This is a genomic window from Streptomyces sp. NPDC005492 (assembly GCF_040605995.1).
In the GTDB taxonomy this organism is placed as follows: domain Bacteria; phylum Actinomycetota; class Actinomycetes; order Streptomycetales; family Streptomycetaceae; genus Streptomyces.
The window spans coordinates 276567-292405 of sequence record NZ_JBEXDX010000003.1 but is presented as its reverse complement, the minus strand read 5'-3'; the positions used below and the strand labels follow the sequence as shown (position 1 = coordinate 292405).

The window sequence follows — 15839 nt, the reverse complement described above, 5'->3', positions numbered from 1 at the left end:
CACAACTTTAGACGGAATCTAAGCTAGGATGGTTTCCTGTCAGAGCACAGGAGACCATGCCATGTACGAACCGATCCGCACCAAGTCGGTCCACACCACGCTGGCCCGCACCCCCTCCGACTTCCCCCACCGGTCGCGCGAGGAGGAACTGGACATCCAGCTCGCGGGTCACCTCGCCGCGCTGCTCGCGGTCACCGACGAGCTGCGCGCGCTGGCGCCGTCCGCCGATCTCGACGCGGCGGCCGAGCGCCTCGCCGGTCAGCTCACGCGCCTGCGCGGCGGCACCACGCCGAGGCTCGCGTCCGACGCCTCCTCCGGGTCCCACCTGGCGAGCCTGCACCAACGCGCGCATGTCCTCGCCGGGCGCGCCCTGGTGGTCGCGGCGTCCCGCGCGGACACCGCCGCCGCGATCCTGTCCGCCGAGCGGATGGACGCCCACCGGGCCAGTGCGCTGACCTGAGCCGGGGCGCCCAAGTGGGCGGCACCTCAAGCGTGTTGATCCGGGACCGGCATGACACGTGCCGTTCATCCGTTCTCGCGAGGAATGTTGGGTTCCGCGAGCACGCTGCCCCTCGTGAGACGTATCGCGGGAATCGTCCTCGCGGTGTTGCTGATCGGCGGAGTGGTGGCAGCCGTCGTAGCGGGCCGGGACAACGGGGACAAGGGCACGGCAACGAAGACCGTGCACGGTGTGATCGGTTCGGAGAAGGCGGACTTCTTCGCCGATCCCGATGTGGTGAAGGCCCTCGCCGCCAAGGGCTTCACCGTCAAGACGGAGACCTCCGGCTCCTGGGCCATGGAGGGGCTCGACCTCAAGGGCTACGACTTCGCCTTCCCCTCCAGCCAGGCGCCCGCCGACGCGCTCGCCGACAAGTACAAGGTGCGGCAGCCGTTGCCGCGGCCCTTCTACTCGCCGCTCGTCGTCGTCGCGCACCGCAGCGCCGCCCAGGTCCTCGCGGCCAACGGGCTCGCCACGCTGGACAAGAGCCAGGACCGGGGCACGCTGAAGATGGCCGCCTATCTGGACGCGGCGAAGCGGGACCGGACCTGGCAGCAGCTCAAGGGGGCCGAAAAGCACGGGGAGTTGACCGGCACCCTCTACATCGCGTCCACCGACCCGGAGACCTCCAACTCGGGTGCGCTGTACCTCGCGGCCGCTTCCTACGTCGCCAACGGGGGCCGGGTGGCGGCCAGTAGCGCCGATGTCGATCGCACCGCGCCCCTGATGCACAAGCTGATCAGCGTGCAGGGCGCCCAACAGTCCAGCTCTGACGCCCCGTTCCGGGACTTCATCAGCGGCGCCGGCAATCCGCTGGTCCTCGTGTACGAGTCCCAGGTGGCCTCCCTGCTCCTCGACAAGCAGCCGGTCGGCGACCTCGTCGTCCTCTACCCGGACACCACGGCCAACAGCGACCACACCGTCGTACCGCTCACGCCCGAGGGCCGGGAACTCGGTCAACTCCTCAGCAGCGACCCGACGTTGCGCAGGTTGGCGGTACGGCACGGGTTCCGGCCGCAGGGCGACACCGCCGAGTTCGTCGCGGCCACCGCCGCCCACTCCAGCTATCTCAACCAGACACTGACCGGCGTCCGGCAGGCGCCCGTGCCCACCTCCAAGGTGCTGCACGACATGGCGCGCCGGGCGCGCGGTTGACCGGGGGGACCATATGAGCAGCAGTTTCAACACCAGCCAGAACAGCAGTCAGCACACCCTCAGCGGTGAGGACGTCTTCACGCTCACCCCGCCCGAGGCGGTGAAGCCGGTCCCGAAGGAGAAGGCCGGCGGGCTGGTGCCGGTCGACGACAGTGTCCGTACGGACATGGAGCGCAAGGCCACCGCCTACGTCGAGGGGCTCGCCGCCCTGGACGCCCGCTCGCCCGAGTTCGCGGGCAAGGTCGGGGAGATCACCGCGCTCGGCGCCGGGGAGATGCGCAGCGCGACGGCGCAGTCCAACCGCATGCTGGAGCGGACCGTGCGGAGCCTGCCCGCGAAGGGCGGGGACGCGCAGTCGCAGGTGGCGGGCTCGCTCGTCGAACTGCGGCGCGTGGTCGAGGACCTGGACCCGCGCGACCTGCCCGCCTCGAAGGGACGCAAGCTGCTGTCCCGGCTCCCGGGCGGCAACAAGCTGCGCGACCACGTCGCCAAGTACGCCTCCGCACAGGGCACGTTGAACAAGATCGTGGGCTCGCTGCGCGGCGGCCAGGACGAACTCCGGCGCGACAACGCGGGGTTGCAGACCGAGCGGGTCCGCCTCTGGGAGACCATGGGCAAGCTCCAGGAGTACGTGGTCCTCACCCAGGCCCTCGACACGGCCGTCGAACAGCACATCGCCGGCGTCGAGTCCACCGACCCCGCACAGGCCGACACCCTGCGCGCGGACGTCCTCTTCCCGGTCCGGCAGAAGCACCAGGACCTGCTGACCCAGCTCGCGGTCTGCGCGCAGGGCTACCTGGCGATGGACGTCGTACGGCGCAACAACGACGAGCTGATCAAGGGCGTGGACCGGGCGGCGACCACGACCGTCTCCGCCCTCCGCATCTCGGTGATGCTGGCGTCCGCCCTGGAGAACCAGCGCAAGGTCGTCGACCAGGTCAACGCCCTGCGCGGCACCACCGAGGACCTCATCCGGGGCAACGCGGAGATGCTCGCCACGCAGAGCGGCGAGATCCAGCGCATCGCGGCGGACCCGGCGGTGGGCGCCGAGACGCTGCGGACGGCCTTCCAGCAGATCTACCGCACGCTCGACGCGATCGACACCTACAAGGTCCAGGCGACCGAGGTGATGGCGGCGACCGTGGAGTCCCTGACCTCCGAACTCCAGCAGGCCAGCAGCTACTTGGAGCGGAGCCGGTCGCAGAGCGCGCTGGAGGGTGGCCTCGGATGAGACGCCTCCTCCCGCTCGCCCTCACCGCGGTCGCGCTGCTGACCGCCTGCACCTCGCAGCCGAAGCAGCCCGCGACCGACGACAACGCCCCGAAGCCCGGCACCCTGCGCGTCCTCGCCTCCAGCGAACTCAGCGACATGACCCCGGTGTTCGACCGGGTCCGCAAGGACACCGGCATCACCATCCGCCCCACCTACATGGGCACCCTGGACGCGGTCGACCTGCTGGCGAAGGGCAAGGTCGACGGGAAATACGACGCCCTGTGGCTGTCGTCCAACGACTATCTGCGGCTACGGCCCGACGCGGCGAAGAAGGTCGTGTCCGAGACGCCGATCATGTCGAGCCCGGTCGCGATCGGCGTGAAGACGGCCACCGTCAGGACGCTGGGCTGGCAGCCGGACAAGGTCAGTTGGTCGCAGATCGAGCAGGCCGTCCAGGACGGCAAGCTCACGTACGGCATGACGGATCCGGCGCGCTCCAACTCCGGTTTCTCCACGCTGATCTCGGTGGCCTCCGCCCTCTCCGACGCGCAGTCGGCGCTCACCGACGCGGACGTCGCGAAGGCGACTCCCCGGCTGAAGGAGTTCTTCAAGGGGCAGAAGCTGACGTCGGGTTCGTCGGGCTGGCTGGCCCAGGCCTACCAACGCCGGGGCAACGTCGACGCGTTGCTCAACTACGAGTCCGTCCTCAAGGGCATCCCGGGCCTGACCGTCATCCGCCCGAGCGACGGGGTCGTCACCGCCGACTACCCGCTGACCTCGCTCGCCTCGACGGACGCCACGACCCGCGAGAACGTCCGCCGGGTGACGACGGACCTGCGCACGGACGCCCTGCAGAAACTGATCACCACCCGCACCCACCGCCGCCCGGTGGTCGCCTCCGTGCCGCCCGCCTCCGGCCTCGACACCAGTCGACGGCGTGAACTCCCCTTCCCGGGCAGTCAGTCCGTGGCCGACGGTCTCCTCGACTCGTACGAGAACAAGCTGCGCCGCCCCTCGCGGACCGTGTACGTCCTGGACACCTCGGGCTCGATGGCCGGCGACCGGCTGTCCCGGCTGAAGAAGGCCCTCACCGCTCTGACCGGCGACTTCCGGCAGCGCGAGGAGGTCACGCTGATGCCCTTCGGGTCGGCCGTGAAGAGTGTGCGGACCCATGTCGTGAGCCCGGGCGATCCACAGGCCGGGCTGAACGCGATCCGCGAGGACACCAAGGCGCTCAGCGCCGACGGCAACACCGCGATCTACACGTCGCTGGAGAAGGCGTACGAGCATCTCGGCACCGGTGGCGACACGTTCACGTCGATCGTGCTGATGACGGACGGCGAGAACACGACCGGCGCGAAGGCGACGGCATTCGACGGCTTCTACGGTGGACTGCCCGCCGCCCAGCGGGACATCCCCGTGTTCCCCATCCTCTTCGGCGACTCGGACAAGGCGGAGCTCCAGCACATCGCCGACCTGACCGGCGGCCGGCTCTTCGACGCCCAACAGGGCTCGCTGGACGGCGCCTTCGAGGAGATCCGTGGCTACCAGTAAGTTCCTGGGCTACTTGGAGTCCCGCAAGAACCTCACCGGCAGCGCCTGCGGACTCGTCGGCCTGGTGCTGACGTTCGTGGGCGTGGCGGGGCCGTACTGGCCGGTCGTGGTCGTGGGGTTGTACGGCGCGGGCGCGCTGATCGCCCCGCCGGAGCGGCCGGCGCCGCCCGACTTCCCGGACCCGTCGGCCCAACTGGAGGAACTGCGCGACGACTTCGAGAAGCTGGGCGGCTACCTCACCGGCGTCGACCTGCCCCCGGCCGCCGCGGGCCGGCTCACCGAGCTGACCCAGCTCCTTGCCGCGCTCCTCGATCCGCAGGTAACCCACCATCTCGCGCAGGATCCGGAGGGCGTGCACATCCTGTCGCGGGCGATCCGCCAAGACGTGCCGGAGGCGGTCGACACGTACGTACGGACCCGGTGGTGGACGCGGCTGGCGCCGGGCGCCGAACCCCCGGAGCGGCACCTGGAACGGCAGTTGGCGGTCCTCCAGGAGGAGGCTCAGGGCCTGGCGCGGGGACTGCGCGAGGCCGAGGAGCGGCGGCAGGAGACGCACACCAGGTTCCTGGAGGAGCGCGGGCGTTCTCAGGACAGGTGATCCAGCACGATCAGCAGCACGACGAGCAGGACCAGGGCGACCACCACCTTCAGCGGGCCGTACTGGACGCCCTGACCGGCCGCCGGTGGCACCGGTGGCGGTGCGGGCACGGTCGGCCGTACCGGTGGGTTGAACACGTCGTGGCCGGTGACCGCGGCCCGGGTGCACCACGGGCAGGTCGGGAGGTGGGAGCCGTAGGTGTGCAGGGGGCGGCCCTGGCAGACCTGGACGCGGGAGCGCTCCTGGTCGAGGGCGCGTAGCCAACTCTCCGCGTTGGGGCGGGCGTTCGGCGTGTGGACGCCCGCGCCGAAGGCGGTGTGAGCCAGGGTCAGCAGACCGGGCGGGAGGACCGAGGGGTCGACCGTGCCGCGCGGGATGACGACCAGCTCGGGACGGACGACGTAGGAGACGCTCGCCGCGATGTTGTCCTTGACCGTGGACTCGGGCGTGCTGTCGTGCGGGACGCCCCCGAAGGGGTGGTTGCCCGCGGTGAGAAGCTGGTAGATCAGCACGGCGAGCGCGAAGTCGTCGCTCTCCGGGGTGGCCGCGGCGCCCGACTGGCGTTCCGGTGAGGAGTAGTCGGTGGTGTGCATCAGGCACGGGAAGTGCTCGCCGGTGACCGGGTCGGTGAAGGCGATGGAGTCGCAGTCGAGGAACGTGACGAAGCCGTTGGCGTCGACGACGACGTTGCTGGACGAGAAGTCGCCGATGACGAGTTGGTCGTAGTGCATGCGGGCGGTCATGAAGGCGAGGTTCCAGGCGACGCCGAGCAGGAAGCGCCAGTCCGCGCGGTCCGGGAAGAGCCGCAGGCGCTGGACGCGGGTGAACAGGCCCACCAGTTGCACGTGTTGGGGCTCGCCGAAGCGGCGCATCGCGTAGCCGAGGAAGGCGTCGTCGGGGCCGCGGGCGATGGCGGTGGGCCAGGCGAGTTCGGGCGGCTGGTTGGCGTCGGTGGGGCGGGCGGCCAGGGGTGACATGGTCAGCATGCGGGCGAGGCGGCGTTCAAGGTCGGGGCCCGGGCGGTCGCGGTAGAGCTTGACGACGATGGTGTCGTCGCCCTCGACGGGGAAGACGGCCGCCTGGCCGCCGCCCTTGAGCGGGAGTTCGGCGAGGGTGACGGGCTTGCCGTCCAAGTAGACGGTACGGCCGGTCATTTGGCCACCGTGCGCACGGCCCGCAGGAGGGTCTTGTCGTCGGCGTTCAGGCTGGTCAGCCGGTCCGACCTGAGAAGGGCGGCGATGCCGTCGTGCGCGCTGTCGGTCACGGGTCCGGGGGCGTCCAGGGAGCGCAGGACTGCGTCGACGAAGGACACGTTGGGCTGCGGCGGGCCGCCGCCGGGGGTGGAGAGCGCGGCCTGGGCGAGGCCGTCGGTGGACAGCAGCACCCCGTCGACGCGCGGGTCCGCCACGCAGTCGGTGTGCAGTCGGCGGGGCGCGTCCGGGGAGGTGAGGAAGACGGTCTCGTTGCTGTACTCGCTGACGGCGGGCGGCTGCGGGAGGAGATGGAACTGCCGTTCCCCGTCCTCGGTTCCGGCCCGTACGACGACGAAGCCGTCGCCGACGCTGAGATGGCCCAGCCAACCGGGGGTGAGGACCACCACGGTGAGGGTGGTCGCGTAGTCGGGGGCGGCGGCGCCGTAGGTGTCCAGGAAGATCTTGCTGACGTCGTGGAAGGCGTCGGCGAGCAGGTCGTGGACCTCCTCGCCCGGCGGGCAGCCGGACGCGGCGGCGGCCCGGCGCCGGAAGTGCTCGGCCGCCAACTCGACGGCGTGCAGGGCCCCTTGGTCGGAGTGCGGACGGCTGCCCGCGCCGTCCGCGACCGCGAGGACGGTCACCGAAGCCGACGCCGCATACGTGCAGGCGTCCTGGCAGGGGGTGCCGGTACGGCGATGGCGGTAGCCCTCGACACTCAGGCCGTGGATGCGCCAGGGCGAGTCGGCCACCGGTCAGCTCTCCCAGGCCGGGCGCTGTGTCTTGAACTGGCTGAAGATCTTCTCGAAGACCTCGTCGCCCGCGCCCTTCTGCTCGGCGTTCGCGCTGGCCGACATCATCTGGAGCAGCTCGCGGAACGGGAAGCCCTGGATGCGCGCGTTGAACTTCGGTGCGAACGCCTGGAGGACCTGTTCGCCGCGGTCGGTGATGCCGCCGACGCCGATCGCGTAGAGCCGGAAGCGACGGGCCTGCTGCTCCTCGGCGAGGACGGGCAGCAGCCGGTGCCAGGAGTCGGTCATATGGCCGGTGCCGTCGGTGGGGAGGCCGTCGGTGACCAGGCAGATCTGCGGGCGGTAGTACTGGAGTCCGGAGGCGCGCAGCTCCGCCTTGCGGGCCGCGACGACATGCATGGCCAGCTCCAGCGCCTCCGTCATCAACGTCACGCCGGACGCGGTGAACCGGGGTGCCTGGAAGGCGTGCGCGGGCACGAAGGGGCTCATCGGGGTGCGCGGGTCGAGGAGTTGGGGCCCGCGCCAGGCGCCGACACCCCGGCCGCCGAAGGTGATCACGGCGACCTCGACGCTGTAGCTGAGCGAGACGTCGTCGTGGAGTTCCCGGGTCCACTCGGCGAGGGCGTCGTTCAGCGACTGGATCGGCGCGCCCGCCATGGAACTCGACGTGTCCAGGCACAGCACCAGCGGCAGCCGTTGCGCGTTGTTCTCGAACTCGATGTCGGCGTACTCCGCCGGCAGCGTGGGCGGGTATTCGCTGTGCATGGGCTTCTCCTGGTCGGACAGGCTCTAGCTGTTGCGGGCGTGGTGCCGGGCGGTCGGCGGAAAGGCGTAGAGGACGTCGGAGTCGGGTTCGCGGGCGTCGGTGACCTCGACGTACGCGCCGGGCTCGGGCGGGGTGCGGTCCGGTTCGGTCCACACCGCCCGGTAGAGGACGTGGTCGAGTTCGACATAGCCCTGCGGGTGAAGTGCCGTACGTACGACGGCTGTTCGGGATGGCCCGGTGCGGGGGCCGACCCGGCGTCCGGGGGACGCGGTGGGTGCGGGAGCGGGCGGGACGGGCCGGAGTCGGGCGGTGGTCTCCTCGGAGCGGACCTCCGCCGCGCCCGCCATGGCGACGGCCGGGGCGCGGGAGCGGCGGACGGCGAGGAGGAGGCCGAGGAGCAGGAGGAGGAGCACGGCGGTCAGGCCGAGGACCAAGGGGAGCGGGTAGCCCTTGGACTTGGGTTCTCCGACGGTGAAGGTGTGGGTGCCGAGGTCGGCGACGCCCACCTTTTTGGCGATGAGTTGGCGGCCGGTCAGCGTGTGACCCCGGAGTTCCCGGCACAATCCGCTGGTGCAGGGGCCGAGTTCAGCGAGTGTCTTCTTGTCCAGCCCGTCGATGTGGGCGTCCGGGTCGACGAGTGCGTGACCGGCCAGGACGATCAGCGCGCTGCCGCCCTGGCCGGTGTGGACGCCGGCCGGGACCCGCACCTCAAGGTTCCCGAGGCCCGGACGGGCCTGCTGACCGTCGTCGAGGTCCAGCGGCTTGTTCAGCGTGACCGTGACCACGGCCCCGTCGTCGAGCGCGTCCTTCCAGCAGTCCAGCCGCGCCGGAAAACCCTTGCCGCAGGGATCACCGTCGGCGGCCGCCGACCCCGCCGGAAGCACCGCGATCAACAAGCCGAACAGCAAGGCAGTGAACAACGTACGTCTCATGACGACCCCCCGTTGCCGCCCATAGTGGAGGCAACAGGGCTGTGGCCGAAAGGGGTTGACCGAGAATGCTCAATTGACTTCTACAGCTTGAAAACCTGATGGCAACGGGTGAACATCTGCCGCGCCCGTTCCACCCAATCACTGGCCAGAACATCAAAATCGGTCTGCGAGATCCGGCAGGTCAGCGGGAGGTCGCAGACCCCGGCGAGACACGGCCCGGGGCCGCGGACGTCCCACACGGACAGCATTGGATTCAGTTGTTCGGTGTTCCACGCGTTCGACGCGGCGGCGGCGATCGCCAATTGATCCTTGCGCAGGGAATGACCGTCGGTGACAAAGGCGACCAGGAGTCTTTTCGTGGTCATGAAACGCACGGTGAGGGTGCGCCCCGACGCCTCTAGATCGAATTGCAGGGAGACGGAATCGACATCGCTCTCCACGTGGTAATTCCGGCGGGCTCCCCAGTTGTGCACCAACTGCCGCCAGGAGGAGCCGATGTCGTAGTCCCGGCCGGGCGGGATCGAGGCCTCAGGCGTCGCCACGGACCACCGCCCGGGTGACCATCTCGTCGGTGAGGCCCGCGTCCAGCAGGGCCTGCGCGTGCAGCAGCAGACAGGACGGTACCGGCAGACTGGCGCCGCCCTCGCGCCGGGCCGCCAGCTCACCCCGGCGGACCTCGATCGTGCGGGCCACGGCGGGCGGCGGCCAGACGGCGGTGCGCGGCGGCGCCAGCAACTCGGCAAGGAGCACGTCCAGTCGCGGCCGGTCCGCGGGCCGCTTGGCCAGACACCGCGCGATCAGCGGCCGTATCCCCGGAGGTACGCCGTCCAGATCGGGCTCGCCGTGCACCACCCTGAGGCTCACCGCCTCCCCCGAGCCGAACGGCGGGCGGCCGGTGAGCGCGTACACCAGGACCCCGCCGAGGGAGAACACGTCGCTGGGCGGCCCGATGGGCGCCGCGGTCATCTGCTCCGGCGACATGAAGGGCGGGGTGCCCACCACGATCCCGGCCTGGGTGAGGCTCGGGGCGCCCTCGACGCGGGAGATGCCGAAGTCGATGACGCGGGGGCCGTCGGAGGCCAGCAGCACGTTGGCCGGCTTGAGGTCGCGGTGCACCAGGTTGGCCGCGTGGATCGCCTGAAGGGCCTCGACGAGGAACGCGCCGAGCCTGCGGACCTGGGCCTCGGGCAGCGGACCGTCGGCGCGGACGGCCTCGGCGAGGGAGGGCCCGGGCACGTACATCGTGGCCAGCCAAGGGAGTTCGGCCTCGGTGTCGGCGTCGACGACGGCCGCCGTATAGGCGCCGCTGACCAGCCGGGCGGCGGCGACCTCGCGGGCGAAGCGCTCGCGGAACTCCCGCTCGGCGGCCAGTTCGGGCCGTACGACCTTCACCGCCACCTCGCGGCCGGCCGGTGAACGGCCGAGGTACACCCATCCCATACCGCCGGAGCCGAGCCGCCCGGCGATCCGGTACGGCCCCACGCTCAGCGGATCGCTGACCGGAGTGCGCACCCCGCTCACCTCACTTCGGGGTTCGTCGCAAGCTGCTCATCGCAGGCTGTTTCGTCGCTGGTTGTCCCGAGTGTGCCCCGAAATGCCGGTCCGGGCAGAGGTGATGCCGGAAATGGGCACCAACGGGCGGGGCCCCGCACGCCGTTGTGCGGGGCCCCGCCACGTTCTGCCAACGAGCCTCTGCTAGCCCAGGCGCTCGACCAGCGCCCGGTACTCGTCCCACAGCTCCTTCGGGGTGTGGTCGCCGAAGGTGTTGAGGTGCTCGGGGATCAGGGAGGCCTCCTCGCGCCACACGTCCTTGTCGACGGTGAGCAGGTAGTCCAGGTCGGCCTCGGAGAGGTCGAGCCCCTTGGTGTCGAGGGCACCCTTGGCCGGCAGCACGCCGATCGGGGTCTCGACACCCTCGGCGCGGCCGTCCAGCCGGTCCACGATCCACTTCAGGACCCGGCTGTTCTCACCGAAGCCGGGCCACACGAACTTGCCCGCCTCGTTCTTGCGGAACCAGTTCACGTAGTAGATCTTCGGCAGCTTCGCCTGGTCCTTGCCCTTGGCGACATCGACCCAGTGGCCCATGTAGTCGCCCATGTTGTAGCCGCAGAACGGCAGCATGGCGAAGGGGTCGCGGCGCAGCTCGCCGACCTTGCCCTCGGCGGCGGCGGTCTTCTCGGAGGCCACGTTGGCGCCGAGGAAGACACCGTGGTTCCAGTCGAAGGACTCCGTCACCAGCGGTACGGCGGAGGCGCGCCGGCCGCCGAAGAGGATCGCCGAGATCGGCACGCCCTTGGGGTCCTCCCACTCGGGCGCGATGATCGGGCACTGTGAAGCGGGCACGGTGAAGCGGGCGTTGGGGTGCGCGGCGGGCGAACCGGACTCCGGTGTCCAGGAGTTGCCCTTCCAGTCCGTGAGGTGGGCCGGGGTCTCCTCCGTCATGCCCTCCCACCAGATGTCGTTGTCGTCGGTCAACGCCACGTTGGTGAAGACGGAGTTGCCCCACAGCGTCTTCATCGCGTTGGCGTTGGTGTGCTCGCCGGTGCCGGGCGCGACGCCGAAGAAACCGGCCTCGGGGTTGATCGCGTAGAGCCGGCCGTCCTCGCCGAACCGCATCCAGGCGATGTCGTCGCCGATGGTCTCGACGGTCCAGCCGGAGATGGTGGGCTCCAGCATGGCGAGGTTGGTCTTGCCGCAGGCGCTCGGGAAGGCCGCGGCGACGTACTTCGACTCGCCCTGCGGGGGCGTCAGTTTGAGGATCAGCATGTGCTCGGCGAGCCAGCCCTCGTCCCGCGCCATCACGGAGGCGATGCGCAGGGCGTAGCACTTCTTGCCCAGCAGTGCGTTACCGCCGTAGCCGGAGCCGTAGGACCAGATCTCGCGGCTCTCGGGGAAGTGCGAGATGTACTTGGTGGAGTTGCACGGCCACGGCACGTCCGCCTCGCCCTCGGCGAGCGGGGCTCCGAGCGTGTGCACAGCACGCACGAAGAACCCGTCGGTGCCGAGTTCGTCCAGGACGGGCTGTCCCATGCGGGTCATGGTGCGCATGGAGACGGCGACGTAGGCGGAGTCGGTGATCTCGACGCCGATCGCGGAGAGGTCCGAGCCGAGGGGGCCCATGCAGAACGGGACGACGTACATCGTCCGGCCCTTCATGGAGCCGCGGAAGATGCCCTGGTCTCCCGCGAAGATGTCCCGCATCTCGGCGGGAGCCTTCCAGTTGTTGGTCGGGCCCGCGTCCTGCTCGCGCTCGGAGCAGATGAACGTCCTGTCCTCGACCCGGGCGACATCGGTCGGGTCGGAGGCGGCGTAGTACGAGTTGGGGCGCTTGATCGGGTCGAGCTTCTTGAAGGTGCCCTTTCGGACGAGCTCCTCGCTGAGCCGCTCGTACTCCGCTTCGGATCCGTCACACCAGACCACGCTGTCCGGCTGGGTCAGTTCTGCGATCTCGTTCACCCACGAGACCAGTTCTTTGTGCTCGGTGGGGATGACGGGGGGAGCCGCGATGTCGCGCGCCACGATTGCTCCTATGGTGAGGGATTTTGTCCTTGTTGCCCCTTGGGGGCCGCGACCCGGATGCTTCACGATGGTCGATCTTGGCGCTCATCCGGTGCCGACCGCACTCATTTGATCATCCGACGCACCCGCCCATATGTCCAGAGGGCCTCACAACTGAGCGACGTGACCATCGCCACGCAGCGAGATGTTTTCCGTGCGTCACCACCGCTTCACCCCAGGTACCCGCAAGTCGGCTACGCATGAGAGAGTGGCCACTTCCGGCCCCTCACCCCGCCGGACTGATACGTAACTTACGGTCCCGTAGGTACGATTGCGCGTATGACTGCGTCCGTCCCCGACGCGCACACGGACACGCCGGCCGACGGCCACGGTCCCTCCGCGCTCTCGATCCCCGAACACGTCAAGCCGAAGCTGCGTGGCTGGCTTCACCTCGGCATGTTTCCGGCCGTACTCATCTCGGGCCTGGTGCTCACCGCCCTCGCCGACACTCCCCGGGCCCGTATCGCCTGCGGGATCTTCGCCCTGACGGCCTGCCTGCTCTTCGGGGTCAGCGCGCTGTACCACCGGGGCGACTGGAGCCCGCGCATGGACGGTGTCCTGCGCAGACTCGATCACGCCAACATCTTCCTGATCATCGCGGGCACCTACACACCCCTGACAATGCTGCTGTTGCCGGGCAGCAAGGGCGAGTGGCTGCTGTGGAGCATCTGGGGCGCGGCGGCGGCCGGTATCGCCTTCCGCGTGTTCTGGGTCGGTGCGCCGCGCTGGCTCTACACCCCCTGCTACATCGCGATGGGCTGGGCGGCCGTCTTCTTCCTGCCCGACTTCATGCACACGGGCGGCATCGCCGTCCTGGTCCTGGTGATCGTCGGCGGGCTGCTCTACAGCGCGGGCGGTGTCATCTACGGCCTCAAGCGCCCGAATCCGTCACCGCGCTGGTTCGGTTTCCACGAGGTCTTCCACTCCCTCACGGTGGCGGCCTTCCTCGTGCACTACGTCGGGATCTCCCTGGTGGCGTACCAGCACGGATAACGCGCCCCCTCGCTCCCTCCTGGCCACGGCTCGCGAGCCGTGGCCATTTTTCATGCCCTGAAAGTTGATCCCCATTGACATCAACCATCTTTTGAGAGCTACTCTCATTTCATGGCTACTGTCACTCAGAACAACGACGTGCGACGCGACCCGCGCCGCTGGTGGGCCCTCGGCGCCCTGGTCGCGAGCATGCTCACGCTCGGCTTCGACACGACGATCCTCAATGTCGCCCTGCCGACGATGGCGGGCGACCTCGGCGCCAGCACCGGCCAGCAGCAGTGGATGGCGGACGCGTATGTGATCGTCTTCGCCGCGCTGATGCTCCCGGCGGGGCTGCTCGGCGACCGCTTCGGACGGCGCCGGATGCTGATCGTGGGGCTCGGCATCTTCCTCGCCGGCTCCGTCGCCGGCGTCCTGGCGAACGACGTGAACTGGGTCATCGCGGCCCGCACGGTGATGGGCTTCGGCGCGGCCCTGATCACCCCGCTCGCCCTGTCCGTGCTGCCCTCGCTGTTCGGCCCCGACGAGCGCACCAAGGCCGTCGGCATCATCTCCGCGGCCTCCTCGCTCGGGCTGCCGCTCGGTCCGATCATCGGCGGCTGGCTGCTCAACCACTTCTGGTGGGGCTCGGTCTTCCTGGTCAACATCCCGATGGCCGCGATCGGCATCGCCGCCTGCGTCTTCCTCCTCCCCGAGACCAGCGACCCCGCCTCCCCCAAGGTGGACACCCTCTCCACCGCGTTCACGGCGGCCGGCCTCGGCGCCCTCATCTACGCGATCATCGAGGCGCCCAGCCGCGGCTGGGGCGACCCGCTGATCGTGGGCATGCTCGTCGGGGCCGCGATCCTGATCGCCGCGCTGGTGCTGCGCGAGCGGCGCATGGCACGCCCGATGCTCGACATGTCCCTGCTCACCCACCGCGGCTTCCTCTTCAACACACTCGCCGCGACCCTGGTGATGTTCGTCCTGTCCGGCCTGCTGTTCGTGCTCCCGCAGTACCTCCAGGCGGTGCTCGGCAACGACGCGCTCGGCACCGGCGTCCGGCTGCTGCCCCTGATGGGTGGCCTGATCGTCGCGGCCCGCGCCGCCCAGCCGGTCGTGGCCCGCTTCGGGTCCCGCGCGGTCGTCACCGCGGGCCTGGTGGTCCTGGCCTTCGCCGCACTCCTCGGCAGCCGTACGACGGTCGACTCCGGCTACGGCTTCACCGCGCTGTGGCTCTCCATCACCGGGTTCGGCTTCGGCTTCTCGGTCGTCCCCGCGATGGACGGCGCCCTCGGCGCGCTGCCCCGCGACCAGGCCGGCAGCGGCGCCGGGCTCCTGATGACCATGCGGCAGGTCGGCGCCGCGATCGGCATCGCCCTGCTCGGCAGCCTCCTCGCGAGCACCTTCCGCGACCGCCTCGACGTCACCGGGCTGCCCGCGAAGGCGGCCGACACCGCGGGCGAGTCCGTGGTCGCGGCCCACATAGTCGCCCAGAAGGCAGGCTCGACCGACCTCATCTCCTCCGCGAACAGCGCGTACGTCCACGGCATGGGCCTGGTCCTGCTGGTGTGCGGCATCGCTGCCCTGGTCACCGCCCTGCTGGCCGCGGCGTTCCTGCCGAACACCCCGGTCGCGCCCGCCACGAAGGAGGACGAGACCCCGGCCATGGCCACCGTTGTGGCGGATGCCGGACAATGAGCAACATGACGGCCGCACCCTCCCCCTTCCGCAACCCCGCCGACCGACCCCAACTGGGACTCCGCGAGCGGAAGAAGATCAAGACCCGCGAGGCGATCCGCTCCGCGACGTACGCACTGGTCAAGGAACAGGGGTACGACGCGACGACGATCGAGCAGATCGCCGAGCGCGCCGAGGTGTCGCCGTCCACCGTCTTCCGCTACTTCCCCACCAAGGAGGACATCGTCCTCACGGACGAGTTCGACCCGCTCCTCATGGAGGAACTCCGCGCCCGCCCCACCGACGAGCCGTGGATGACCTCCCTCCGCACGGTCATGAAGAAGGCCATCAGCCTCGGCATGAAGGAGGACGAGGAGGTCTCCCGCCTCCGCACCCACCTCATGGTCCAGGTCCCGGCGGTCCGCTCGCGCATGATGGAGAGCATGTCCCTCACGGGCACGATGCTCTGCGAGGCCATCAGCGAACGCACCGGCCGGGACCCGGACAGCCTGGAGGTCCGGGTCTACGCCATGGCCCTCATCGGCGGCCTGATGGAGACGTCCCTGTACTGGGCGGAGAACGGCCACCGGGACGATTTCAAGGAGCTGGTGGACCGGGCGTTGGATGTGCTGGAGCACGGGTTGCCGGAGTGAGTTGGGCCAGATGTACATCTGGTACATTCATGACATGAGTGAACCGGTGATTGCCCCCATGGCCGACGTGCGCAGGCACCTGGCGGACGCCATAGACCGCGCTCACCGGGACGAGGTCCCTACGATCATCACCCGCCGCGGCAGGCAGGAAGCGGTTCTGATCGACATCGACGAGTACCGTCGCCTGCGTGACATCGCAGAGCGGGCCGAGGACGCCTGGCTGAACCGTCTGGCCGACGAGGCCGAGTCCGAAGGGCTCGAAGGCTCCGTCTCGCTCGAAGAGATGGCCGCCGCACTCCGCACGAACCACGCCTGATC

At 69.8% G+C, this 15839-nt stretch carries 16 protein-coding genes; 9 read left to right on the top strand and 7 right to left on the bottom strand.

The genetic code is table 11. From position 1 onward, the window contains the following. Nucleotides 1–61: 61 nt before the first annotated feature. From ABZT04_RS06445 to ABZT04_RS06425, 5 genes are all read left to right on the top strand, one after another. The gene (locus ABZT04_RS06445) at nt 62–460 is read left to right on the top strand and encodes a hypothetical protein (protein WP_356053564.1); all 399 of its coding nucleotides are present in this window, start codon (nt 62–64) and stop codon (nt 458–460) included. Between the two features lie 114 nt (nt 461–574). After that, nucleotides 575–1654: a substrate-binding domain-containing protein gene (locus ABZT04_RS06440; protein WP_356053563.1), complete on the top strand. Its 1080-nt coding sequence runs from the start codon at nt 575–577 to the stop codon at nt 1652–1654. Between the two features lie 13 nt (nt 1655–1667). After that, nucleotides 1668–2885, top strand: coding sequence for a toxic anion resistance protein (locus ABZT04_RS06435; protein WP_356053561.1), 1218 nt, complete (start codon nt 1668–1670; stop codon nt 2883–2885). Then, on the top strand, nt 2882–4420 hold the full coding sequence (locus tag ABZT04_RS06430; protein WP_356053559.1) for a VWA domain-containing protein: 1539 nt from the start codon (nt 2882–2884) through the stop codon (nt 4418–4420). The genes ABZT04_RS06435 and ABZT04_RS06430 overlap by 4 nt, the downstream gene beginning before the upstream one ends. Then, nucleotides 4407–5018 carry a hypothetical protein gene (locus ABZT04_RS06425; protein ID WP_356053557.1) on the top strand — a complete coding sequence of 204 codons (612 nt, stop codon included), beginning with the start codon at nt 4407–4409 and terminating at the stop codon, nt 5016–5018. The genes ABZT04_RS06430 and ABZT04_RS06425 overlap by 14 nt, the downstream gene beginning before the upstream one ends. Here the strand turns inward: ABZT04_RS06425 and ABZT04_RS06420 are convergent. From ABZT04_RS06420 to ABZT04_RS06390, 7 genes are all read right to left on the bottom strand, one after another. Beyond that, a complete protein-coding gene (locus ABZT04_RS06420) occupies nt 5006–6172 on the bottom strand; it encodes a hypothetical protein (RefSeq protein WP_356053555.1) in 1167 nt (388 codons plus the stop codon). The two genes, ABZT04_RS06425 and ABZT04_RS06420, sit on opposite strands and share 13 nt — an antisense overlap. Beyond that, the gene (locus ABZT04_RS06415) at nt 6169–6960 is read right to left on the bottom strand and encodes a PP2C family serine/threonine-protein phosphatase (protein ID WP_356053553.1); all 792 of its coding nucleotides are present in this window, start codon (nt 6958–6960) and stop codon (nt 6169–6171) included. The genes ABZT04_RS06420 and ABZT04_RS06415 overlap by 4 nt, the downstream gene beginning before the upstream one ends. Before the next feature lie 3 nt (nt 6961–6963). After that, nucleotides 6964–7725, bottom strand: coding sequence for a VWA domain-containing protein (locus ABZT04_RS06410; protein ID WP_355903431.1), 762 nt, complete (start codon nt 7723–7725; stop codon nt 6964–6966). 24 nt (nt 7726–7749) lie between these two features. After that, on the bottom strand, nt 7750–8658 hold the full coding sequence (locus ABZT04_RS06405; protein WP_356053551.1) for a hypothetical protein: 909 nt from the start codon (nt 8656–8658) through the stop codon (nt 7750–7752). Nucleotides 8659–8738: 80 nt separating this feature from the next. Beyond that, nucleotides 8739–9200, bottom strand: a complete 462-nt coding sequence (locus tag ABZT04_RS06400; RefSeq protein ID WP_356053549.1) for a hypothetical protein — start codon at nt 9198–9200, stop codon at nt 8739–8741. Further along, nucleotides 9187–10170 carry a serine/threonine-protein kinase gene (locus ABZT04_RS06395; RefSeq protein WP_356053546.1) on the bottom strand — a complete coding sequence of 328 codons (984 nt, stop codon included), beginning with the start codon at nt 10168–10170 and terminating at the stop codon, nt 9187–9189. Before ABZT04_RS06395 ends, ABZT04_RS06400 begins: the two co-directional genes overlap by 14 nt. Before the next feature lie 183 nt (nt 10171–10353). Then, nucleotides 10354–12177: a phosphoenolpyruvate carboxykinase (GTP) gene (locus ABZT04_RS06390; RefSeq protein ID WP_356053544.1), complete on the bottom strand. Its 1824-nt coding sequence runs from the start codon at nt 12175–12177 to the stop codon at nt 10354–10356. A 318-nt stretch (nt 12178–12495) separates the two neighbouring features. On the opposite strand from ABZT04_RS06390, the gene ABZT04_RS06385 reads away from it, so the two are divergent. The 4 genes from ABZT04_RS06385 (at nt 12496) to ABZT04_RS06370 (ending at nt 15837) form a co-directional block, all read left to right on the top strand. After that, nucleotides 12496–13209 carry a hemolysin III family protein gene (locus ABZT04_RS06385; RefSeq protein ID WP_356053542.1) on the top strand — a complete coding sequence of 238 codons (714 nt, stop codon included), beginning with the start codon at nt 12496–12498 and terminating at the stop codon, nt 13207–13209. 111 nt (nt 13210–13320) lie between these two features. After that, a complete protein-coding gene (locus ABZT04_RS06380) occupies nt 13321–14889 on the top strand; it encodes a DHA2 family efflux MFS transporter permease subunit (protein ID WP_356053540.1) in 1569 nt (522 codons plus the stop codon). Continuing rightward, complete coding sequence (locus ABZT04_RS06375) at nt 14886–15521, top strand: TetR family transcriptional regulator (RefSeq protein WP_356053538.1); 636 nt, start codon at nt 14886–14888, stop codon at nt 15519–15521. The genes ABZT04_RS06380 and ABZT04_RS06375 overlap by 4 nt, the downstream gene beginning before the upstream one ends. Nucleotides 15522–15555: 34 nt before the next feature. Further along, entirely contained in the window at nt 15556–15837 is a 282-nt protein-coding gene (locus ABZT04_RS06370) for a type II toxin-antitoxin system Phd/YefM family antitoxin (protein ID WP_356053536.1), read from the top strand. The last annotated feature ends 2 nt before the right edge of the window (nt 15838–15839 follow it).